At 43.9% G+C, this 23,106-nt stretch carries 21 protein-coding genes and 3 tRNA genes; 10 read left to right on the plus strand and 14 right to left on the minus strand.

The genetic code is table 11. The features are described from left to right. Nucleotides 1-4: 4 nt before the first annotated feature. Entirely contained in the window at nucleotides 5-2,215 is a 2,211-nt protein-coding gene (locus GMES_RS01860; protein ID WP_006990853.1) for a beta strand repeat-containing protein, read from the minus strand. A gap of 125 nt (nucleotides 2,216-2,340) precedes the next feature. On the opposite strand from GMES_RS01860, the gene GMES_RS01865 reads away from it, so the two are divergent. Beyond that, on the plus strand, nucleotides 2,341-3,690 hold the full coding sequence (locus GMES_RS01865; protein ID WP_006990854.1) for a dicarboxylate/amino acid:cation symporter: 1,350 nt from the start codon (nucleotides 2,341-2,343) through the stop codon (nucleotides 3,688-3,690). Between the two features lie 107 nt (nucleotides 3,691-3,797). On the opposite strand, the gene lolE is transcribed toward GMES_RS01865, so the two are convergent. The 8 genes from lolE to dnaQ all read right to left on the minus strand — a co-directional run bounded on the left by lolE (nucleotide 3,798) and on the right by dnaQ (nucleotide 9,697). Beyond that, on the minus strand, nucleotides 3,798-5,033 hold the full coding sequence (gene lolE / locus GMES_RS01870) for a lipoprotein-releasing ABC transporter permease subunit LolE (RefSeq protein WP_006990855.1): 1,236 nt from the start codon (nucleotides 5,031-5,033) through the stop codon (nucleotides 3,798-3,800). Between the two features lie 14 nt (nucleotides 5,034-5,047). Further along, a complete protein-coding gene (lolD, locus tag GMES_RS01875) occupies nucleotides 5,048-5,731 on the minus strand; it encodes a lipoprotein-releasing ABC transporter ATP-binding protein LolD (protein ID WP_006990856.1) in 684 nt (227 codons plus the stop codon). A 40-nt stretch (nucleotides 5,732-5,771) separates the two neighbouring features. Next, nucleotides 5,772-6,833 (minus strand): CNNM domain-containing protein, encoded by a 1,062-nt coding sequence (locus GMES_RS01880; protein ID WP_006990857.1) that lies wholly within the window; start codon nucleotides 6,831-6,833, stop codon nucleotides 5,772-5,774. Nucleotides 6,834-7,044: 211 nt separating this feature from the next. Further along, a tRNA-Asp gene (locus GMES_RS01885) sits at nucleotides 7,045-7,121 on the minus strand. Between the two features lie 25 nt (nucleotides 7,122-7,146). Then, nucleotides 7,147-7,223 (minus strand) — tRNA-Asp (locus GMES_RS01890). Between the two features lie 32 nt (nucleotides 7,224-7,255). Then, nucleotides 7,256-7,332, minus strand: a tRNA-Asp gene (locus GMES_RS01895). Nucleotides 7,333-7,514: 182 nt separating this feature from the next. Next, entirely contained in the window at nucleotides 7,515-8,960 is a 1,446-nt protein-coding gene (locus GMES_RS01900; protein ID WP_006990859.1) for a TIGR03503 family protein, read from the minus strand. A gap of 29 nt (nucleotides 8,961-8,989) precedes the next feature. After that, nucleotides 8,990-9,697, minus strand: a complete 708-nt coding sequence (gene dnaQ, locus GMES_RS01905; RefSeq protein WP_006990860.1) for a DNA polymerase III subunit epsilon — start codon at nucleotides 9,695-9,697, stop codon at nucleotides 8,990-8,992. Between the two features lie 80 nt (nucleotides 9,698-9,777). On the opposite strand from dnaQ, the gene rnhA reads away from it, so the two are divergent. Then, nucleotides 9,778-10,236, plus strand: coding sequence for a ribonuclease HI (gene rnhA, locus GMES_RS01910; RefSeq protein WP_006990861.1), 459 nt, complete (start codon nucleotides 9,778-9,780; stop codon nucleotides 10,234-10,236). A gap of 58 nt (nucleotides 10,237-10,294) precedes the next feature. On the opposite strand, the gene GMES_RS01915 is transcribed toward rnhA, so the two are convergent. Next, nucleotides 10,295-10,648: a VOC family protein gene (locus tag GMES_RS01915; protein ID WP_006990862.1), complete on the minus strand. Its 354-nt coding sequence runs from the start codon at nucleotides 10,646-10,648 to the stop codon at nucleotides 10,295-10,297. A gap of 230 nt (nucleotides 10,649-10,878) precedes the next feature. Between GMES_RS01915 and sppA the strand changes: the two genes are divergently transcribed. Both sppA and GMES_RS01925 read left to right on the plus strand, forming a co-directional pair. Continuing rightward, nucleotides 10,879-12,741, plus strand: coding sequence for a signal peptide peptidase SppA (sppA, locus tag GMES_RS01920; RefSeq protein WP_006990863.1), 1,863 nt, complete (start codon nucleotides 10,879-10,881; stop codon nucleotides 12,739-12,741). A gap of 105 nt (nucleotides 12,742-12,846) precedes the next feature. Beyond that, a complete protein-coding gene (locus GMES_RS01925) occupies nucleotides 12,847-13,377 on the plus strand; it encodes a SprT family zinc-dependent metalloprotease (RefSeq protein ID WP_039986281.1) in 531 nt (176 codons plus the stop codon). Here the strand turns inward: GMES_RS01925 and yfbV are convergent. Then, on the minus strand, nucleotides 13,374-13,820 hold the full coding sequence (gene yfbV / locus GMES_RS01930) for a terminus macrodomain insulation protein YfbV (RefSeq protein ID WP_006990865.1): 447 nt from the start codon (nucleotides 13,818-13,820) through the stop codon (nucleotides 13,374-13,376). The two genes, GMES_RS01925 and yfbV, sit on opposite strands and share 4 nt — an antisense overlap. Nucleotides 13,821-14,078: 258 nt before the next feature. On the opposite strand from yfbV, the gene trxB reads away from it, so the two are divergent. From trxB to infA, 4 genes are all read left to right on the plus strand, one after another. After that, nucleotides 14,079-15,029, plus strand: coding sequence for a thioredoxin-disulfide reductase (gene trxB, locus GMES_RS01935; RefSeq protein ID WP_006990866.1), 951 nt, complete (start codon nucleotides 14,079-14,081; stop codon nucleotides 15,027-15,029). A 51-nt stretch (nucleotides 15,030-15,080) separates the two neighbouring features. Then, the gene (gene aat, locus GMES_RS01940; protein WP_006990867.1) at nucleotides 15,081-15,785 is read left to right on the plus strand and encodes a leucyl/phenylalanyl-tRNA--protein transferase; all 705 of its coding nucleotides are present in this window, start codon (nucleotides 15,081-15,083) and stop codon (nucleotides 15,783-15,785) included. After that, on the plus strand, nucleotides 15,785-16,480 hold the full coding sequence (locus GMES_RS01945) for an arginyltransferase (RefSeq protein WP_006990868.1): 696 nt from the start codon (nucleotides 15,785-15,787) through the stop codon (nucleotides 16,478-16,480). The genes aat and GMES_RS01945 overlap by 1 nt, the downstream gene beginning before the upstream one ends. A gap of 80 nt (nucleotides 16,481-16,560) precedes the next feature. Further along, complete coding sequence (infA, locus tag GMES_RS01950) at nucleotides 16,561-16,779, plus strand: translation initiation factor IF-1 (protein ID WP_006990869.1); 219 nt, start codon at nucleotides 16,561-16,563, stop codon at nucleotides 16,777-16,779. Between the two features lie 108 nt (nucleotides 16,780-16,887). Here the strand turns inward: infA and clpA are convergent, their stop codons facing one another. Continuing rightward, nucleotides 16,888-19,155 carry an ATP-dependent Clp protease ATP-binding subunit ClpA gene (gene clpA / locus GMES_RS01955; protein WP_006990870.1) on the minus strand — a complete coding sequence of 756 codons (2,268 nt, stop codon included), beginning with the start codon at nucleotides 19,153-19,155 and terminating at the stop codon, nucleotides 16,888-16,890. A 20-nt stretch (nucleotides 19,156-19,175) separates the two neighbouring features. Next, nucleotides 19,176-19,496 (minus strand): ATP-dependent Clp protease adapter ClpS, encoded by a 321-nt coding sequence (clpS, locus tag GMES_RS01960; RefSeq protein ID WP_006990871.1) that lies wholly within the window; start codon nucleotides 19,494-19,496, stop codon nucleotides 19,176-19,178. Between the two features lie 201 nt (nucleotides 19,497-19,697). On the opposite strand from clpS, the gene cspD reads away from it, so the two are divergent. Next, the gene (cspD, locus tag GMES_RS01965) at nucleotides 19,698-19,916 is read left to right on the plus strand and encodes a cold shock domain-containing protein CspD (protein WP_006990872.1); all 219 of its coding nucleotides are present in this window, start codon (nucleotides 19,698-19,700) and stop codon (nucleotides 19,914-19,916) included. A 61-nt stretch (nucleotides 19,917-19,977) separates the two neighbouring features. On the opposite strand, the gene GMES_RS01970 is transcribed toward cspD, so the two are convergent. Next, nucleotides 19,978-22,209: an NADP-dependent isocitrate dehydrogenase gene (locus GMES_RS01970; protein WP_006990873.1), complete on the minus strand. Its 2,232-nt coding sequence runs from the start codon at nucleotides 22,207-22,209 to the stop codon at nucleotides 19,978-19,980. A gap of 226 nt (nucleotides 22,210-22,435) precedes the next feature. Between GMES_RS01970 and GMES_RS01975 the strand changes: the two genes are divergently transcribed. Further along, nucleotides 22,436-23,014: a pseudouridine synthase gene (locus tag GMES_RS01975; protein ID WP_006990874.1), complete on the plus strand. Its 579-nt coding sequence runs from the start codon at nucleotides 22,436-22,438 to the stop codon at nucleotides 23,012-23,014. The last annotated feature ends 92 nt before the right edge of the window (nucleotides 23,015-23,106 follow it).

Below are 23,106 nucleotides of genomic sequence, written 5' to 3' on the forward strand. Positions count from 1 at the left end.
GTTACTATAGAGAGTCAGAACATTGGTCTGAAGTACCAAAAGGATTTGCCGGCGGTGATGAGGCTGGATCTGTTAAATCATCCGCAGCTACGCCTAAAACATAGTCGTGCTGCTCCGACGACTCGCTGCCCTGCGACTCGCCGTTGACATGAATAGTTACCTTCGTCCAAACCCCAAATGCCTTTGGATAACGCAGTGAAAAGCGAATCTGACCGTTGTCGTCAGTCGTGCCATCAGACTGAATTGATACAACATTACCCGGAGTAAGTTGCCCGTCATTATTGGTATCTTCCCCTTCATCGAGTATTCCATTGCCATTTACATCCTCATTCAGGCATTTCACGCTCTCATTTGGTTGCCAAACATTTGTAGTAGTATTGAAAAGCCAGCTGCCTTTCGAGTATGTACCCTTTAACACTATACCATTTTCGATTTCATTTTTAATGAACGCCCAAGGCGGCGCTGCAAACGTGACATTGGCATTTTCCACTGGGTTAGAATCAGGGTCGGTCACAAATGCGGAGAACTCTTTTGTGTAAGATGATTCAGTGGGTGATTGAATGGTATTGCCCGTACCAAAGACGATATCGAACGGCTTGTCACCCACCGTCAGCAAAGTGAAGGCCGACACGCTTTGCGTATCATCCACTGTGCCATACACTTTTACCCCTTCAAATGTGCTTAGCGCATTAGAGGTATAGACTGTTTTCGCAATACCGCTTCTATCGGTTGTGGCTTGATTCGGTGAAATTTGCCCACCGCTCACATCGTCCAGTAAAAAGTTGATGGTTTTACCTTTGACCAAATTGCCTCGGGCGTCGCGCACCACAGCGCTAATGGTACTAATTTCACCTGTGGGGCCGATAGAGTCTGGCGTGGCATCTACTATGATGTTATCCGCTACCGTTGCGACGAATTCTATTTGAGTGCGGGCAGTCACTTGATTGCCGTCACTGTCGGTGCCCGTAGCAGAGACCGTTGCAAAACCCGCATTATCGGATGAGATAGAAAAACTCACCAAGCCATCACTATCAGTGTTTTTAGTGCTAGTGGCTATGGCCCCTCTTGAGGTAGTTAACGTCACCTGTGCACCTGATACCGCGGTGTTGTTCGATAACCACGTTAACCCGAGGGACTGAGCATTGTTCAGGTTTACCTCTTCAGTAGGCACACTGGTGAAACTAAAGTTATCCGCTTGGACCGCCAAAGTGAATTCACTTTCATCATTTAAGGCACTGGCCGAAATCGTCTCTACCCCAGATGTGTTGCCTGTATAGGTAACGGTGACTTGACCATTAGTGCCTGTTATAGGTGTGGTGGTGCTTAGTAAGCCATTGGCAGCCGATAAGTTAACTTGTTGATTGGCTATACCATTGCCATCTGAGTCAAGCAAGCTAATGGTTAAATCAACGGGGTCGTTTAGTATGACTGAGCTTGGGCCATCGATGTTCACCGTGGTGCCTATAACAGATATCAATAAAGTCTGGCTTAACGTGCCACTTGTGGCAGTCACTTGAATATCACGATTCTGGCGGTTATTTTGCGTCGTCAATGACGCCGTTGCTTGGCCATCATTGCCTGTTGTGCCTTGGGTAATCATTAACGCCGCGTCAGCATCAGCTGAGAACACCACATCAACTCCTTCCATCAAGACGTTTTGCGCATTTTTAAGCAGTGCGATTAATTCTATGCTGTCTGTGCCGCTAGAGGGCAATTGCACTGCACCTGCGAATAAGTCGAGCGAGCTGGGCTGCTCATTTACTTGGGTAGTGCCTTGTGAGGTAAATGTCGTACTGGCAGTCTCTCCGCCAGAAAGGGTTGCTATGACCTCTCCTGAGCCTGAGTTTTCCCCTACCAATAAGGCGATGCTGGCCTCACCCGTTGTGCCGGTTGAAGCAGTTCCTGAGTCATTATTAAAATCGGCTAGACCTTCCGGGCTGAAGGTAAAGGTGACCAATTTATCTGTCGCAATAGCTCCCGTATTGTCGGTTACCCGAGCAGTTAGCGTCAACGGGGTAGACGCGCTTAGTTGTGAAGCCGTTTGCTGATTTGAATCTGTTAAGGTCAAGGCAATTGAGTAGGTAGTGGTGTCGCCTGGATTATCACCTGAGTTAGGTGTGTCGCCCCGTGTGATTGAATCAGAGCCGCCTCCTCCACAGGCAAACAAGGTAAACAATATAAAGCTGCTTAAAAGCAATCTTGTGCGTTGATACATACAAATAGTCCTTTGTTTCTAACAGTTAACGAATGCTGTGTGTCACATATATGAACATATTAATTGTTCAGCTTATTGGGCAAACTTGCTAACCTATGGGCAATAATAATAAATTCAGGAAAATCATGAGCCAATCCCTCCCCACCAACCCCGAAAAATTCAGTTTAACTGCCAGAATATTTTTCGGCATGCTGGCCGGTATCATTATCGGTGGCCTTCTCCAGCAACTGTTTGATGATAGCGGAGATTTTTCGTTTAGTGTATTTGGGTTAGAGGTTTCTACGTATGGACTTTTAGTCGATGGTATATTTAATGTTGTCGGGCAAATTTTTATCGCCAGCCTTAAAATGCTCGTCGTGCCCTTGGTGTTTGTTTCATTGGTTTGCGGTACCGCAAGTTTGTCGGATCCGAGTAAACTAGGTCGTTTGGGCGGCAAGTCTATTCTGCTTTATATTGGCACTACTGCCATTGCCATTTCTTTAGCGGTTGGTTTTGCACTTTTGGTCTCCCCTGGTGAATCGATTAGCATGACCACGGACGCTGCCTATCAAGCTAAAGAGGCACCGAGTCTCGGTCAAGTTATCATCAATATGATGCCTTCAAACCCAGTCAGCGCAATGGCCGAAGGTAACATGCTGCAAATTATCGTATTTTCGGTATTATTCGGTGTGGCTATGTCGATGGCGGGCGAGGCAGGTAAACGTTTAACGTCAATGTTTGAAGATCTTAGCGAAGTAGTGATGAAGCTGGTCACTATTTTAATGAACCTAGCGCCTTACGGCGTATTTGTTTTGATGGCAAAACTTTTCGCCACTATCGGCTTTGATACCATTGCAGGTTTACTCAAATACTTCTTGCTTGTGATGTTCGTATTAATGGTGCATGCGTTTGTGTCATACCCTATTATTTTAAAACTCTTAAGTGGACTCAGTCCAATCATCTTACTGCGAAAGATGCGTGACGCAGCCATTTTCGCTTTCAGTACCTCAAGCAGCGGCGCGACCTTACCCGTTACGCTAGAAACGGCAACCAACAAACTGGGCGTAAAGCCTTCTGTTGCATCTTTCACCATTCCTCTTGGCGCGACAATAAACATGGACGGCACAGCCATTATGCAAGGCGTGGCAACGGTGTTTATCGCGCAGGTTTACGGCATTGATTTATCTTTGGGCGACTACATGATGGTGATCGTAACAGCCACGCTAGCATCCGTTGGTACAGCGGGGGTGCCAGGTGTTGGTTTAATTATGCTGGCCATGGTGCTGCAACAAGTGAACTTGCCGGTTGAAGGCATTGCTTTAATTATCGGAGTTGACCGGTTACTCGATATGACACGCACCTCGGTAAACGTGACCGGTGACTGTATGGTGGCCTGTATCGTCGCCAAAAGTGAGGGAGAGTTTGATATTGATAGATACAACGATCCTGAGGCAGGTAAAGAGGAAGAAACATTGCATTCGCCGAAAGCGAGTTAGCCGTTGCCTCTCATGAGCCGCCGCTAACAATGCGAGACATAAAATGATAAAAGGCAGTGCATTGAAAACGCACTGCCTTTTTTTGTAACTGATGAAGGTACTTGCGGCTAATGCCCTAATACCGTTGCAGGATTAACCTTGGCAGCTTTGCGCGCGGGATAAAGGGTTGCCAGCAAAGTCAATGCGATAGCGATGAAGCCAGTAATATACACCTCATGCCATTTCAAGGCAGATGGTAAGAAGTTGATAAAGTAAATATCCCCAGATAGAAATTGAAAACCTGTTAGACGTTCAATACCCTGCGCGACCGAAGATAAATTTAACGCCATTAAAATGCCGCAAACCAAACCAATTAAGGTGCCTATTAGCCCATTTATCAGGCCCTGAAGCATAAAAATCAGAATAATACTGCTGTCAGTTGTACCCATTGTTTTGAGCATGGCAATTTCAGATTGCTTTTCATTTACTGCCATCACTAACGTCGACACAATGTTAAAACACGCCACACCTATCACAAGGATAAGCGTGATATACACTACTACACGCACCAGTTGAATATCTTGGTATAAGTGACCTTGGGTCCGAGTCCAATCAGACATGTATACTTCATGGGAGAAGCCGTAACCGATCTCACGGGTAATCATGGAGGCGGCGAATGGGTCGTGATAGCGAAAACGCAGACCTTGCACGCCATAAGTGACTCCTAGTGTTTCTGAAGCCAATGGCAAATGCATATAGCCAATGTGGTTGTCTAACTCACCACCAATTTTAACTTCACCGACCACGGTTAACCAAAGTGTTTTCGGGGCGCGAATGGACAAGTCATCACTCAACTGAGGTAGTAATAGTTTCACTTTATCACCTAACGTAATGCCCAGTTTAGCCATCGCTCCAGCTCCCAGCATTACCCCCTGCTGATTGTCGCTAAACGCTTGCCATTGCTCGGACGGCACACTGCTGAGCATACCGTCATTTTCTGCGTACTTTGTATCTATGCCCACTAACTCAATGGCTTTCATTTTTTTGCCTTTTTGCAACATGCCCGTGGCTTTTGTGTAGGGCTGAACAGACTCAATGCGCGGATCTGACTGTAAGGCTGTTACTTCTTTTTGCCATTCGGAAATGCCCTGACTACTAACAGCATATAGTTCACCGTGTGGAATGATCGATAAAAGTCGGTCTTTAAGCTCACGTTCAAAGCCATTCATAACAGATAGCAACAAAATCAATACAAAACAGCCTAGGGCTATGCCAAATGTAGACGAAGCGGAGATGAACGAAATGTAGCCATTTTGCTGCTTACTGCTGCGAAATCGCCACGCCATTTGAAAAATTAAATTCATTTAATCTCTACTTTTTAATCGAGTTGTGGACTAAGTTGCCCATTAACTAAACGCAGAGAGCGGTCGAGGCGCTTCGCTAACTGGATATCATGGGTGACCACAATAAAACTTGTTTGGCTAATATCACGCAATTCGTTTAGCAACTGATAGATCCCTTCACCGGTTTTGGTGTCCAAGTTACCAGTTGGCTCGTCGGCCAACACTAATTTCGGCTGATTAACTAATGCTCTGGCAATCGCCACGCGCTGTCGCTCTCCGCCAGATAACATGCTTGGCCTGTGCGTTAAGCGATGGGCTAAACCGACTTTTTCAAGCATATTCTGTGCATGGTGCATCGCTTCTTCGCGTTTCTCATTGGCAATTAAGCGAGGCATAGCCACATTTTCCAGCGCACTAAATTCAGGTAATAAATGATGTGCTTGGTAGACAAAGCCGAGTGATTGATTACGAAATTTCGCCTGTTCGGCACTCGTGAAGGAAAAGATATCCTGTTGTTCAAATAGCACGGTGCCCGATGTGGGCTGATCCAATGCCCCGAGTAAGTGTAATAAAGTACTTTTTCCTGAGCCTGAACTGCCGATAATGGCGAGCTGTTCAGATGTATTAACGCTTAGATTTACATTATTTAGTATCTGAACACTTTCTTTACCATCGTCATACTGTTTAGATAAATGGTCACATTTCAGCAGTTCATGCATATATTCGTTCTTACCTTTGATGTCAGTCTTTAGCTGTCGTTTATGATTTTGTTTGTGATGTTTTATGCAAAGCTGCGCGTTCACGGCGACGCCACATTAACCTCGCTAATTTTTTCATACTCACGTTTTTATCGTTTTCATCGACGATTTCTACACCCAGTAATGATTCCGTGAGATCTTCGTCCGTTAAAATACCTTCTAGTCCGCCATATTCATCCACTACCAATAGCATATTAGCGCGCCTGGTATGTAATGGATGCAAAGCTGCTGACAGTGGCATACTGCTTAACAGCGTGACCATGTCTTTTCGATATACGCTCAGCGGGTTCTTTTCATTCTTGCGGATCATGGCTAGCAAAATATCTTTTTTTAATACGTAACCCGTTATTTTCTCTGGTTCTGATTGCTCGTAAATCGGAATACGGGAAAACTCAATTGTTCCATGCTTATGGTAAAACGCCTCGACAGTCATGTTTTCTGGAACAGAAAAAATAACCGTACGATGTGTCATGGCACTTTTTATTTTGAGTTCATCAAGGGCCAGCAAGTTCTGTAATATATTCGCCTCTTGCTTGGCTATTTGCCCTTCTTGATAGGATTCATCCGTTAACACGGCTAACTCGGCTTTACTCAGCCCTTTTAGCGGAGAGTCATCGCTGAACCCTGCAGTCAGCTTGTTCGCCAGCATTACGAACGGATAGAGACACAAAATCAAGTACTTAAGAAAATACGCTGTGGCAGGGGCTAATTTTCGCCAGTAGGTGGCGCCCATTGTTTTTGGGATGATTTCTGAAAAGACTAGGATGAATAAAGTTAAAATAGCAGAGATAACGCCCATGTAAACTTCGCCAAAGACGGCAACCGCTTGGGCTCCTGCCCCCGCCGCCCCCATGGTATGAGCCACTGTGTTCAAAGTAAGAATTGCCGCCAGAGGGTTATTAATGTTTTGAATTTGCAGGCGTAGCATTTCTCCACTTTTGTGTTTTTGCTTCTCTAGCACAGATATATAAGCAGAGGACACACTCAATATCACGGCTTCTGCAATAGAGCATATAAAAGATACGCCCAACGCCAAAACAATATAAAATATCAGTAAGATCAAACTAACCCACCTATTCGTCGATCGTTCGTGCAAAAATATAACATCAGCACGGTAAAATTCAGAACAAGCAGTTTACCTCAAGCATAAGGTAATGACATGAATTTCAGCCACATAGCTAAGCACTGTACAAGATAAGTTGTTTCAAATATTTGCCAAGAATTGGCAGAGATAACAAAGAATAAAACTAGGATAAAACAAGAAGAAAAATTAATGGCGGAACGGACGAGACTCGAACTCGCGACCCCCGGCGTGACAGGCCGGTATTCTAACCAACTGAACTACCGCTCCCCATATAATTTTGTTGTTTTGAAATTGGCGGAACGGACGAGACTCGAACTCGCGACCCCCGGCGTGACAGGCCGGTATTCTAACCAACTGAACTACCGCTCCGCTGTTTCAAAACCGAAAATATTAAAAGAAATTGGCGGAACGGACGAGACTCGAACTCGCGACCCCCGGCGTGACAGGCCGGTATTCTAACCAACTGAACTACCGCTCCAGTTTCTTTAATACTTTCAACGAGTTAAGAAGTTAATCTAGGACCTTCCCCTCAACCGCGGCGCAGATAATACGGTTAACCCCGTATCGAGTCAACTGCTTTTTCTGGATTTTATCGCTTAATTTCAATATTTTCGTTTGTTTGCCTACGCAGTGAGCAATTTGACCAAAATGCATTCAACATTAGGCTTTTTTCTTAGGGCTGTCTTTCTGCGCGGCTTCCTTTTTCTTCTTATCGGCTTTATCACTTTCCCCTTCTGCATCATCTTTTTTACGCGCAAAGCGCAATTTAAGCCTTACAAACCATCCCGTTTTAATCTCGCTCGTGTCACTTTGTTCTGTGTTCTCGCTTAAAACCTCGCTAACCATGAGCGGTTTTTCTCTGGTAACAAACCAAATCAGCGTTCCCCCCACAATTAATAGAAATACATTGATACCAACTATCAACATGATCAAGGTCGATGTTTCCATTTCTGGTTCAGCGTCGAGTTGAGATTGAGCCGTCAATGGCCGACCCTGTTCATTCCTAATTTGCGTGCCTTCCCCTGCTGTAGTTTCATCTATCACTGGTTCGACCAAAGGCTCTTCTGTTAAGAAACTAAATTCGGGCACGTCCAAAATAAGGTCACGGCCGTCTATGGTCTTGCCAAATGCGGTCAACTTCACACGATAAACACCATATTCATAATTGACGATCATGTACTCGCGTATATCAGGTGACTCGTCAGTAATGGAAAAGTTTTGAATATCGCCATTTGGAAATTTGACTTTGCCGTCAATCAACAACGAAGACATATCGATATGTTCTCGGTCTGCATCGACCATGAGCTTGTGATATCCACCTCCCCCGCCATTTTGCTCAACCGTGATATGGATGGGATTGGGGTATAGCATCACCGGCTCGCCCACTTGCTCTCGTGAGAACATAGGCGTGCTTACCATAAAGGTCGGGATCCACTCACCAGCAGCCACTGACAAATTAAACTGGCCAGTGAATGTGCCATCTAGGGGAATTTCATCCATTCCCTGGCCATTATCTTCAAATGTTGCAATAGTTTGTGAGTCAGCACCAAAATTATTACTGTCTGGATTGTTTGTGCTGAAGAATTGCATATTGAGCGTAACGACGTCTCTAAACTCGGTGTAATTGATTGGCTCGCCGCCATTGGTGAGATAAGCGGTTTGCTTGAGAATCTCTCCAGAGAAGATAACACTGGGTAACGGCTCAGCATGAAGCGATAAATCACTAATAACCATCACTCGGCTACCCGGCTCAATTTCGCCTATCGCTTGCCAAGGGCCTGGCATCGGTTTTTTAATACTGACCATGTCATAGGTTGCAGTATCGAACCAAAAAATATCTTCGCCATCAGCCTGAGACTGATAGATTTTGCTGCCATCGGGCTTTACTAATACAACAGGTACACTGCCGTATTCGCGAAAAAAGACCATGGTAATTTCATCCACTTCGAAATCAATTCGAAAGCGGTTTTGTAATAGCTCTATGCTGTTTTGAAAGTCATCGCCTAATGACGTAAGCGGATTGGATGCGGGCTGTTCTGCTTGAGGCGATTGTGCGCTAACAAAAGCAGGTAATATAAGCGCACTAAATAACAGACGTTTTAACATAGCATCCCAAATGTGTTGAAAATTGGCGCTTATTCACGCCACAAACAAGAACCGCCTTCTTTATTAACCAGATCTAAACGCTTCTCGTGCTCTACTAATTCATCGGCTGTGGCGCGTAAAACCTTTAACTGATTTAACTGAGGATCAAGCCTGCGAATACGCTCAACCTGACTACCACCTTCGGAGTTTGACTTACCAGACAAATTAAGATCCGTTTGCCCGCCGGTCATCATAAGATAAACGTCAGCTAGGATCTCGGAATCCAATAATGCGCCGTGCAATTCTCGATGGGAGTTATCTATGCCGTAGCGTTTACACAAAGCATCGAGATTGTTCTTCTGACCCGGGTGAATTTGCCGCGCCATTTCGAGTGTATCTAACACGGTACACATATCACTGGTTTTCTTGCCCGCCATCGCAGCAACTCGGGCAAACTCGTGATCCATAAAGCCCACATCAAATGGCGCGTTATGAATAACTAGCTGAGCACCACTGATAAACTTGACAAAATCAGCAGCAATATCGGCAAAAAGCGGTTTGTCTAACAGATACTCGTTAGTAATACCGTGAACTTCTATCGCTTCTTGTTCAATGAGTCTTTGGGGATTAACGTACACATGAAACGTGTTACCTGTTAAGCGGCGATTTAGAAGCTCCACGCAGCCTATCTCAATGATTCTATGACCTTGCCTAGGATCAATGCCGGTCGTTTCTGTATCAAGTACGATTTGTCTCATGTTTTCTCTATTTGTTTCGGGCTGACGTTAAGTGTTGATTACATTATACTGCGAAAAATTTTAAATGATTGATAAGCGAAATGAAACACATAGAAATTTATACTGACGGTTCTTGTTTGGGTAATCCAGGGCCAGGTGGTTATGGCGCGGTGCTATTATTCAATCAACACAGTAAAGAATTAAGTCAAGGCTTTGTTCACACCACTAATAACCGAATGGAGCTACTGGCCACGATTGAGGCTTTAGCTAGCCTAACAGAGACATGTAAAGTTGATTTAACCACCGACAGTCAATATGTCAAAAACGGCATAAATCAATGGATAAAGAACTGGCGCAAGAATGGATGGCGTACATCAGATAAAAAACCGGTTAAGAATGTTGATCTATGGAAACGCTTAGATGAGCAGGTTGATCGACATGATGTTAAATGGCACTGGGTAAAAGGCCATTCAGGGCACCCCATGAACGAACGATGTGATGTATTAGCACGTGATGCAGCCTCTGGTAAGAGTTTATTACCCGATGAAGGATTTCAATGATAAGCGGTGCATAGTTAGTTCTGCGCAAAGGAGCCAATACTGGCTCCTTCTAAATACGCTATTTATCACTCCACACAGCATACTCATTACCGCAAGGGTCGCAAAAATGAAAGCGATGCCCGCCAGGAAAACTAAATACATCTTGAACGATCTTTCCTCCATGGGCTTCAATTTCGGCCTGGGTCGTTGCTAAATCATCGCTATAAAGTACAACTAACACACTACCATTGTCGGTTGATACACATTGCTTCGCGCTAAACATACCACCGTCAATACCTGCCCCGGTGAAGGCCGTGTAATCATGACCATAGTCAACAAACTCCCAGCCAAAGACCGCACTGAAAAAAGCCTTTGTGACACTTATATCTTTGACAGGAATTTCGATGTAATTAATTTTATGGTGTATTGACATCACTCGTCTCCAATTGTTGCTTGGCAGGTGCGCCTGCCTATTAACTATACGATATTTTTCACAGGTTCAAGCGTAAAGTAAAATGTAGAATTCGTTAAAATGTCGCTAACGGTAAGATCTCTGCAGTAAAAACCAGCAAAAGTTACATTAATTTACACTTGTAGATTCTAACGAGTAAAGATTTTCGTTAGGATGCATTATTGTTTTTATGTAAGTGAACCAAATTTTATATGTCAACCGATAAAAGTTGGACCAAGGCGCTATTTGGCGGCATCTGGTCAGTACTCAATTTTAGCCGTAAGTTATTCTTTAATCTTATCTTTCTTATTATTGCCATTGGCATAATCTCATTATTTTTCAGGGATAACGGGCAAATAGGCGTGAAACAAGATTCAGCTTTAGTATTGAATCTCAAGGGTGACATTGTTATTCAGAAACACGCCATTGATCCTTTTGAAGCGTTTATGCAAGAAGCGCTAGGTCAAGCAAATGAAAAACCAGAGGTTTTGTTACAAGATATATTGCTCACCTTAGATAACGCAAAGCAAGACAGACGAATTAAAGCTCTCGTGCTTGATTTGCACGAACTCAGCGGCGCAGGTCTTGATAAGCTTGAACAGGTTGCACAAGCGATAGACGATTTTAAACTCAGCGAAAAACCCGTTTACGCCATCGGTGACTACTACACCCAAGAGCAATATTACATTGCCAGTCGTGCTGACCACGTTTACATGAATCCAATGGGATGGATGTTATTCGAAGGTTATGGTCGTTTCGGCATGTATTACAAATCAGCCCTAGAGAAAATCAAAGCAACCACCCATGTATTCAAAGTAGGCACGTACAAATCAGCGGTTGAACCTCTTCTTCGGGACGATATGTCACAACCCGCTAAAGAAGCCAACAGGGCATGGTTAAACGGTATGTGGTCACAATACAAAAACAGCGTTGCTAAAGCCAGAGGGCTGTCTACCGATGACTTCGACGAAAAAGTAGATGAGTTTATGGTTAAGTTTGAAAACGCAAATGGCGATTTCGCCCAGTATGCGTTAGACAACGGCTGGGTAGACGGTTTAAAAACACGAGAACAAGTACTGCAAGAGCTTGTGTCGGTCGTGGGCAAAGATGAAGACGCCAAACTCGGTTACACCAATATCACCTTCAAACATTACTTACACATTGTTAACCCACCCCTTCCCCAGTTGAATACCGGTATTGATAAAGTCGGTGTCGTGGTTGCCAAAGGAACGATATTAAACGGCGAGCAAAAACCCGGTATGGTTGGGGGTGATAGCACCGCAGAATTACTACGCAAAGCGCGTTTAGACGATAGTATAAAATCAGTAGTTTTATATGTCGATTCACCCGGGGGCAGCGCATTTGCTTCTGAAATCATTCGACAAGAAATTGAAAATCTCAAGGCAGCGGGTAAACCGGTAGTTGCACTTATGAGTACCTATGCTGCTTCAGGTGGCTATTGGATTTCAGCCAGTGCCGATGAGATTTGGGCAGCGCCCAGCACGATAACCGGCTCAATCGGTATATTCGGTATGTTTGTTAGTTTCGAAAACACTCTTGATTATCTGGGAGTCCATACCGATGGCGTGGGTACGACTGAATTTGCTGGCATGGGGATTACTCGCGGTATTGACCCGAAAATGGGTCAAGTATTGCAGCGCAGTATTGAACATGGCTACGATCAATTTATATCGTTGGTCGCCGATGAGCGCCAAATGAGCAAGGAAACAGTGGACAACATAGCGCAAGGTCGTGTGTGGATTGGCGAAACAGCTTTAGAATTAAACTTGGTTGACCACCTCGGCTATATTGATGACGCAGTCTCTGCGGCGGCGGCCCGCGCTAATTTGTCCGAGTATGACGTTACCTATGTTGAGCGCTCTTTAAATAGCAGTGAATTATTTTGGAAAGAGTTATTCTCAAATGCCTCTGTTATGTTGGCGAAGACCCAGTTTGCTCAAAGCGACAGTAAGCTGATTAGTTTAATCAACAAGGTAACAGCGGATTTCGATAATGTGGCAAAGCTTAATGATCCCCGCGGTGTTTACGCTTTTTGCCTAACCTGCGATATTTAGCACGTCTTTTAGCAGCGTCAATGTGTTATTTTTAGTGAATAATGCATTGGCCTGCACATTATCCCTCAAACAATCCTACTCAAAGTGCACAATAAGCGCCCGATAATGAACACGGCTTCCATCCCTACTCCTCCACTTAGTCAGATAGACATGCAAAGTAATGTTGCAGAACGAGTGCGTATTTGCATGGAGCAAGCAAATACGCAGCTGCAAAGCAACCTAGCTATGCCTAAGATACGTTTTAATCAAAGAGGTAAAATAGCTGGTTGTGCACGCTTGCAATCAAACGAATTGCGTTTTAATCAGGTGCTTTTGGCAGACAATTACACTACATTCATCAACGAGGTAGTGCCCCATGAAGTCGCGCATTTAGTGGCATTTAACCTCTATGGGCGAGTAAAGCCGCATGGCAAAGAGTGGCAAGGGATAATGCAACAAATATTTGGATTAACAGGCCATACCTATCATCAAATGGATGTGACTAAAGTAAGCGGAAAGCGATTTTCCTATCGATGCGCATGTGGTGAAGTTCAGCTCAGTATAAGACGGCACAACAAAGTTGAACGGCGGCAGCAACAGTATATCTGTCGCCGATGTCATAACGTGCTGATTTGCGCAGAAACAAAAAGCGCTTAGAACCAGCGCTGAGTAAAGGCCTTATCGAGATCGTCAAATGCAGTTTTAAGTAAGGCAGCAAGCTCTTTGTATTTCGGACGAGATTTAGCACCCGCCACTTTGCATCCTTGTTGTTGCATCTTTTGATGGATATCGCGATACCAACTCGAGGTTGTCGGGGGAAGCCATTGATTGGCCCGATGACCTAACCACAATAGCCCTTGTACAGGTATAGATAAAAAGAAAATCCCCATTGCCACAGCATTAGGCAAGGTCTCTACCCCAGTAATTGAATAAGCGGATGCGACGGTTAGTACTGCCAATGGCGGCATGGTTTTAATGGCGAGTTTAGTGGCGGAAATAACCCGACATTCAGGAAACAGCGGATACAGTTCCTTTTTGATTGGCCAAGTTTGCATATATTGCTGGCCATCTTTAAATAAAGTAAATACGGTTTGTGCCATGATAACCTACTTAATAAAATTACATGCCCAGTTCAGAGTTACTCTGAATATTAGCGAAAAGATCACTGTTTAGAAAGTTATCCTTAGGATTAGTTAGGCCTAAATAACGATGAAATATTACTTATAGTTATTTTTTTATAGCATAAAGATTGAAAGTTTCCTGTATAGACGCATTTCTATGCGTAATACAAAGAGAACCGCTTTACCTCATTGGCGCTATTGCATAAAATTGCCCACAAATTTACTTTGGAGACATTCATGTCTGAATCAAGACACGTAAAATTACTTATTTTAGGCTCGGGTCCTGCGGGTTACTCGGCTGCTGTTTATGCGGCGCGCGCAAACTTAAACCCTGTACTGTTAACTGGCATTCAGCAAGGTGGGCAATTAACCACAACGACTGAAGTAGAGAACTGGCCTGGAGATGCTGAAGGGCTAACAGGTCCTGATTTAATGGTTCGTATGCAGCAGCACGCTGAAAAATTCGATACTGAAATCATTTTTGATCACATCAATAAAACAGATCTGACAAAACGCCCGTTCACCTTAGTGGGTGATGCAGGAACCTATACTTGTGATTCACTGATTATTTGCACTGGGGCATCCGCAAAATATTTAGGAATGGAATCAGAAACTGCATTTATGGGTAAGGGTGTTTCGGCCTGTGCAACCTGTGATGGTTTCTTTTATCGTAACCAAAAAGTTGCAGTCATTGGCGGCGGTAATACAGCTGTTGAAGAAGCACTTTACTTATCTAATATCGCATCAGAAGTGCATGTTATTCATAGACGTGACACCTTCAGAAGCGAAAAGATACTATCACAACGCTTATTAGATAAAGCGGAGAACGGTAACGTAACCCTACATTTGAATAGCACGCTTGATGAAGTGCTAGGCGACCAAATGGGCGTAACAGGTGTGCGTATCAAGTCGACCACCTCTGATGAAAGTAAAGAGCTAGATGTAATGGGGCTGTTTGTTGCTATTGGTCATCAACCAAATACGGGCATATTTGAAGGCCAATTGGAAATGAAAGACGGATACATCAAAGTGAACAGTGGCACCGCCGGTAATGCTACGCAAACCAGTGTTGAAGGTGTATTTGCTGCAGGTGATGTAAGTGACCATGTATATCGCCAAGCCATTACATCAGCGGGTACAGGATGTATGGCAGCACTAGATGCTGAAAAATTCTTAGACGCTCTATAAACGTTCTAGAGACAAGGCCTCACATGAGGCCTTTTACTTCACTGAGTCAGTATGATTGAACTGTTTCAATTAGATAAATCCCTACACTTCCCCTCGCCTGCCCACGCATTAACTGATCCTCCCGGCCTGCTCGCTTTCGGCGGAGATTTGTCGGTAAACCGCTTATTACATGCTTATCAACAAGGTATATTTCCTTGGTTCAGTGTCAACGAACCAATTTTATGGTGGTCGCCAAACCCGCGAGGCATTTTGCCTTTAGATAATTTTAGCGTGTCTAAAAGCTTAAGAAAGTTTGTTCGGAAAACATCATTGCGCGTGACTGTGAACAAGCGTTTTGACGGAGTCATATATGCATGTGCCAAAGTAAAACGACAATCTTCGGGAACTTGGATCACGGATGAAATGATCAACGCCTACATAGAATTGCATCGCTGCGGTCACGCGCACTCAATTGAAGTATGGGATGATGGAGAACTCGTTGGCGGTTTATATGGCGTTATCCCTGGCAACGTATTTTGTGGTGAATCAATGTTTCATTATGCGACGAATGCGTCCAAGCTTGCTATGTTTTATTTAGTGGAACTTTTACGCCAAAACGGCTGTGAATTTATTGATTGTCAGTTACAGAATGATCATTTGGCTAGCCTAGGATGCATCGAAATACCTAGGGCCGAGTTTTTAAATAAACTTAAAGAGGCAGTGAAACAACCAATGGATCAATCGTTGTGGCTTCCTAGGGAATTAACGCAACCATAATGAAATTTGGAATTAGTCAGAGTTTTCCTTGCAGTTACTTGCCTGATGAGCAAGAAACACTGCTCGTATACGCGGAGGAATCTGAGCATAACACCTATTATGAAATGTTAATGGCCGCCGGTTTTCGCCGAAGTGGTGCTCAGGTTTATCGCCCTCACTGTGGCGCCTGCAGTGCTTGTCAGGCTCTTCGCGTGCCAATAGCTAGCTTCGTACCATCCAAAGGCCAAAAGCGTATCCTCAAGCGCAACAGTGATATAACGGTCGTGCTCAGTGAACAAGACAAAGACCACTACTACGCCTTGTACGAGAAATACATCAATACGCGGCACCAAGACGGCAGCATGTACCCCGCCACGCCAGAGCAATACGCAAGCTTTGCCCATGGTGATTGGTTAGACCCACTGTACATTGAGTTACATTTGGCAGGTGAATTAGTTGGCGTTGCTGTAACAGACGCATTGGAAAACGCGCTTTCGGCAGTTTACACGTTTTTTGAACCATCTTTAGCTGAGCGTTCATTAGGTACGTTTACGGTATTACAGCAAATTTCGATAGCCAAGCGTTTAAACAAACAACATTTATATTTAGGCTATCAGATCGATAACTGTCAGAAGATGCAGTATAAGCGCAATTTTTTGCCCCATGAGCGCTTTATTGAGCAAAAATGGCAGCTAATTTCAAAAAAAGACTGGTAAAGCTTTACACGGCCGCCGTTATTGGGCAAAATCTGCGCGGCATTTTTGAGACTTATTATTTACAGAGGTAACAGAGCTACATGGCGAAAGAAGATTGTATTGAAATGGAAGGTACAGTGTTGGATACCCTTCCAAATACTATGTTTCGTGTCGAATTAGAAAACGGTCACGTTGTTACTGCACATATTTCAGGAAAGATGCGTAAGAACTATATCCGCATCTTAACAGGCGACAAAGTAACATGTGAAATGACGCCATATGATTTATCTAAAGGGCGTATTATTTACCGCGCTCGTTAGAATACAGTAAAAGAAAAGGCCCAATGTTGTTAAAACATTGGGCCTTTTTCTATGCCTGTAATTTAGTGTTTAGGGCCCATTTGACCCTAACACTACCTGCTCAGATCCCTAGGCTTCAGATTTCTCTTCTTTCAGTGCTTTGAAAGTAAAAACCAGTTTCTTGTCCTTCAACGATATCTTGACGCTTCCGCCCTGACTTAGTTCACCAAACAACAATTCACTAGCAAGCTCTTTCTTAACCTGTTGTTGAATAACACGAGACATAGGACGCGCACCCATATCTCTATCATAGCCTTCTTGCGCTAACCACTGCCTTGCTTCGTTTGTTACTTCCAAAGATACACCTTGGTTATCCAACTGAACTTGCAGCTCAACTATGAACTTATCAACGACTTGCAAGATCACTTCTTGCTCCAAGTGATTGAACCACACAATCGCGTCTAAACGGTTTCTAAACTCGGGGGTAAACACTTTATTAATTTCAGACATTGCATCATGGCTATGATCTTGTTGCTTGAAACCAATGGATTTACGAATAGTTTCCTGTACTCCAGCATTCGTGGTCATCACCAAAATAACATTGCGGAAGTCCACTTTACGGCCATTGTTGTCTGTCAGTGTTCCGTGATCCATTACCTGCAACAGAATGTTAAACACATCTGAATGGGCTTTTTCAATTTCATCCAACAGCACCACAGAATGAGGGTGCTTAATCACGGCATCCGTCAGTAAACCACCTTGATCAAAGCCTACATACCCTGGAGGTGCACCAATTAATCGGCTCACTGCGTGACGCTCCATGTATTCAGACATATCAAAGCGTAATAACTCCACGCCCATAATATTTGAAAGCTGTTGGGTGATTTCTGTTTTACCGACACCAGTAGGGCCAGCAAACAAAAAGCTACCAATTGGCTTGGTTTCTGCACCGAGGCCTGCCCGAGACAAACGGATAGCGTCAGTTAATGTATCGATTGCTTGGTCTTGACCAAACACCACCAATTTTAAATCTCTATCAAGGTTTTTCAGTGATTCTTTATCACTTGATGACACAGATTTTTCAGGGATACGCGCAATTTTTGAAATGATGTGCTCAATATCCGTCACACCAATAGTTTTCTTGCGTTTTGAGGGCGGCAATAAGCGCTGACTTGCCCCAGCCTCGTCCATTACGTCAATTGCTTTATCTGGTAAGTGGCGTTCATTAATGTATTTCGCTGACAATTCTGCCGCGGCGCGGATCGCTTTCTGCGTGAAGCGCACGCTGTGATGCTCCTCATACCGGGACTTAAGGCCCATCAATATTTTTGTGGTATCAGCCACTGACGGTTCGATAACATCCACTTTCTGGAAGCGACGCGCTAATGCGCGGTCTTTCTCAAAAATACCTTGGTACTCTTGATACGTGGTCGACCCCATACAGCGCAACTCACCGCTACTTAGTTTAGGCTTTAATAAATTCGATGCATCCATGACGCCGCCGGATGCTGCACCCGCGCCAATGATAGTGTGAATTTCGTCGATAAACAAAATTGCATCAGGATCCTTAGCTAACTCTTTCAGTATCCCTTTAAGCCGCTTCTCGAAGTCACCACGGTATTTAGTGCCCGCTAATAGTGTTCCCATATCCAGAGAATAAATTACGGCGTTAGCGATGACGTCAGGCACATCATTGTGAATAATTCTAAATGCTAAGCCTTCCGCGATCGCTGTTTTGCCTACACCAGCTTCACCTACCAATAAAGGGTTGTTCTTTCGACGACGACAGAGTATTTGAATACTGCGCTCCACCTCAAAATCACGCCCAATCAGAGGGTCAATTTTTCCCTCTTTGGCGAGCTCATTTAGATTCGTCGAATACTGATCTAGCATAGAAGAACCAGATTCTTGACTTGCCCCCTCTTCGTCCTGCTCAATAGAATGCGGTGTCTCTTCATCATTCTTAGAAACGCCGTGGGAAATAAAGTTAACCACATCAAGGCGCGTAACATCGGCTTTTTTCAGAATATATACAGCCTGCGATTCCTGCTCGCTAAAAATAGCAACCAGTACGTTGGCTCCTGTCACCTCCTCTTTACCCGAAGATTGAACGTGAAATACGGCACGTTGCAATACGCGCTGAAAACCCAAAGTGGGCTGAGTCTCGCGTTCGTTATTTGCGTCCTCAAGTAATAATGGCGTAGTGTCCTTTACAAAATCGGTTAACTCTTTTTTGATAATATCGACATTTGCACCGCACGCCTGTAGTGCTTCAGTTGCGGAGCTATTATCGAGTAAAGCCAACAAAAGGTGCTCGACTGTCATGAACTCGTGTCTATGCTCTCGAGCAAAGATAAACGCTTCATTCAACGTTTGTTCTAATTCTTTATTTAACATTTTTAGACCCTCTTACTGCGCTAAACCTGTTCCATAGTGCACATCAACGGGTGTTGATGCTTCTTGGCATACTGGGTGACTTGCATTACTTTTGTTTCAGCAATCTCAGCGGTGTAAACCCCGCAGACTGCTCGACCTCGATAGTGCACAGTCAACATAATTTGATGGGCTTTTTCTGAGTCCAAGTTGAAAAACCTAACCAATACTTCGATCACGAAATCCATCGGTGTGTAATCATCGTTATTCAGCAAAACTTTATACATGGGTGGTGGCGCTAACTTTTGCTTAACCGTGTCTAGCTGCTTTTCGCGCTCTATGTTTATTGTGTTGTCTTTGCTCATAATAAGAAGAATAGTGCCCTTAGTGCAAATTTTGCAGTTTTATTAACATTCGTTTATTTATCAATTTACCCTTGACAAAAACAGGTTAAAAAATCTACATTTTCTAATGCGACATCTGTTATTTTAACATTTTCGCCTTTCCCATAGTTCATTGTGGGGATAAATACGCGTCAGTTCAAGGGATTAAAAGGAAGCAGAAGTATGGCTGTTGGCAAAGTAAAATGGTTTAACAACGCAAAAGGGTTTGGTTTTATCGTTCCAGAAGATGGTGGTGATGATATTTTTGCTCATTACTCAACTATCCAAATGGAAGGTTACCGCTCGTTAAAAGCCGGGCAAGAAGTTAAGTATGATGTGCAGCAAGGGCCCAAGGGTCTGCACGCTGAAAACATCGACTTTAACGGTGAGCCGGAGCAATAAAAGATTGGTCATAAAAAAAGCAGACCTGAAGGTCTGCTTTTTTATGCCTAATTAAAAATTTTTATTTAAAATCTTTTAGGATAGTGTTCAATGTTGCACTTGGGCACATTGCTTGGGTTAGCAATGCATCATCTGGGTAGTAATACCCACCAATGTTTTCTGGCGAACCCTGAGTTGCATCAATTTCAGCAACAATTTTAGCTTCGTTGCTGCTAAGGGCATTGAACAATGGAGCAAATTTAGCCGCTAGTGACGCATCTTCAGTTTGCGTTGACAACGCTTCTGCCCAGTACATCGCAAGATAGAAATGACTACCACGGTTATCTAGTTGACCTGCTTTACGCTGAGGTGATTTACCTTCGTTTAGCAATTTCTCGGTTGCTGCGTCTAATGCTTTAGCCAATACTTTCGCTTTCGTATTGTCATTTTTGATTGCTAAATCTTCAATGGACACGGCAATCGCTAAAAACTCACCGAGTGAATCCCAACGTAGGTGACCTTCTTCAACAAACTGCTGAACGTGCTTAGGAGCACTACCGCCTGCGCCTGTTTCAAACAAGCCGCCACCGGCCATCAAAGGCACAATAGACAACATTTTTGCACTGGTACCCAATTCAAGAATAGGGAACAAATCTGTTAGGTAGTCGCGTAAAACGTTACCCGTTACTGAAATCGTGTCTAATCCGCGAAGGGCGCGTTCCATTGAATAACGAATAGCACGTACCGGCGCCATTATCTCAATGTGCAAGCCTTCTGTATCATGATCTTTCAAGTAGGTATTCACTTTTTCGATTAGCTGAGCATCATGAGCACGCTCATCATCTAACCAAAAAATTGCCGGATCGCCAGATTGACGAGCGCGGTTGACTGCTAATTTAACCCAATCTTGGATAGGCGCGTCTTTCGCCTGACACATACGCCAAATATCACCCTCTTCAACGTTATGCTCAATCAACACGTTTTCGTCTTGATCAATCACCCGTACTGTACCAGCACCTGTCATTTCAAATGTTTTGTCGTGAGAGCCGTATTCTTCTGCTTTTTGCGCCATCAAACCAACGTTTGAGACAGACCCCATAGTGGTAGGATCAAATGCACCGTGAGTTTTACAGAAGTTGATCATCTCTTGATAGATAGTCGCGTAAGTACTTTCTGGAATAACCGCTTTAGTATCATGCAGTTTTCCATCAGGGCCCCACATTTGCCCAGAAGAACGGATCATTGCAGGCATAGAAGCATCAACAATTACGTCACTTGGTACGTGAAGGTTAGAAATACCTTTATCTGAGTTAACCATCGCAATAGGAGGACGGTCAGCGTAGCAGGCATTAATATCTTTTTGAATCTCAGCGCGCTGAGACTCAGGTAAAGTGGCTATTTTGTCATAAACACTGCCCAACCCATTGTTTGCATCAACACCTAATTCTTCAAATAAAGCAGCGTGTTTTTCAAATAATTTCTTGTAGAACACTTTAACGCAGTGACCGAATACAATTGGGTGAGACACCTTCATCATGGTCGCTTTAACGTGCAGCGAGAAAAGGATACCGGTTTGCTTTGCATCCTCAATTTGTTCTTCGAAGAAATCACAAAGGGCTTTCTTACTCATAAACATGCCGTCAATCACTTCACCAGCAAGCAAATCAACGCGTGGTTTTAATACGTTTACTTCACCATTATTGTCAGTGAATTCGATGCGCACATGACCGGCATTTTTCACCGTTACAGACTTTTCACCTGAGTAAAAATCACCGCCGCGCATATGGGCAACGTGAGTTTGTGACGCTTGGCTCCAAGGCCCCATTGAATGAGGATTTTTGCGTGCATAGCTTTTTACTGCTTTAGGGGCACGGCGGTCAGAGTTACCTTCGCGAAGCACTGGGTTTACGGCACTGCCTAATACTTTTGAGTAACGCGCTTCGATGTCTCTTTCTTCATCAGTCGCTGGGTCTTCAGGATAAGCCGGTATGTTGAACCCTTTATCGTTCAACTCTTTTATGGCGGCTTTAAGTTGTGGCTTAGAAGCACTGATATTAGGTAACTTAATGATATTCGTTGCTGCATCTTGTGTGAGCTCGCCCAACTCTGCTAGGGCATCAGGTACTTTCTGCTCGTCACTCAAATAATCAGCAAAATTGGCCAAAATACGCGCTGCTAATGAAATATCGCTAAGTTCTATTTCGATGTCAGCAGATGAAGCGAACGACTCAACTATTGGCAGCAATGAATATGTTGCCAGCGCTGGAGCTTCATCAGTTTTCGTATAGATAATCTTTGACTTCTGAGTTGTCATTATATACCTCAAATGTTGCGGTAGAGAGCTACCGGATTAGTGTAGACTGATATAAAGCACATTGGCTGCTGCTAAATAGCGGTCATTTAGTAAATTTATCAGGAATTAACACATCCGATCCTGACATCAGGTAAGGTTAGATTGAAAATTTCGCCCGAAGATAATAAACAATTCGTGCCAGAGTGCAAAATAACTCAGCTGTTTTATTCATAATAAGTTACAAGAAATGAACATTGATCAATATAAAAAGCCAAAAGTGACCGATAGTCGTTCAAAAATCGTCCTATTCAATAAGCCTTTTAACGTCTTAACCCAATTTACTGATGCCACCGGCAGACAAACCCTGAAGGATTTTATCCCTATTCCAGATATTTACGCAGCCGGACGATTAGATAAAGATAGCGAAGGTCTACTTGTCCTCACTAACTACGGTAAATTGCAAAGCAAACTAACCGATCCTAAAAAGAAAACCTCAAAAACCTATTGGGTACAAGTAGAAGGGATCCCACAAGAAGGACAGTTACAAGCGTTGCGTGATGGGGTAGAGCTAAAAGATGGTTTGACTCGCCCAGCTAAGGTTGAATCAATGCCCGAACCAGACTTATGGCCTCGCACACCGCCTGTACGCTTCCGGCAGTCCATTCCCACAAGCTGGCTATCTATTACCATTAGCGAAGGTAAAAACCGTCAAGTTAGGCGTATGACTGCCCATATCGGCTTCCCTACCCTCAGATTAGTTCGATATCGAATTGGAAATTGGACCCTAGACGGCATCGACACTGGTCAATATGTGGAACTCGATTAGCATCTCCCATACAACATAATGTCACATATTATGCTTACAATGCAGATGATCTATGCGCGGTTGTTTGCTAGAATTCGCCACCATTTTTACTG

Origin of the sequence: Paraglaciecola mesophila KMM 241 (assembly GCF_000315015.1) — a bacterium.
Taxonomy (GTDB): domain Bacteria; phylum Pseudomonadota; class Gammaproteobacteria; order Enterobacterales; family Alteromonadaceae; genus Paraglaciecola; species Paraglaciecola mesophila.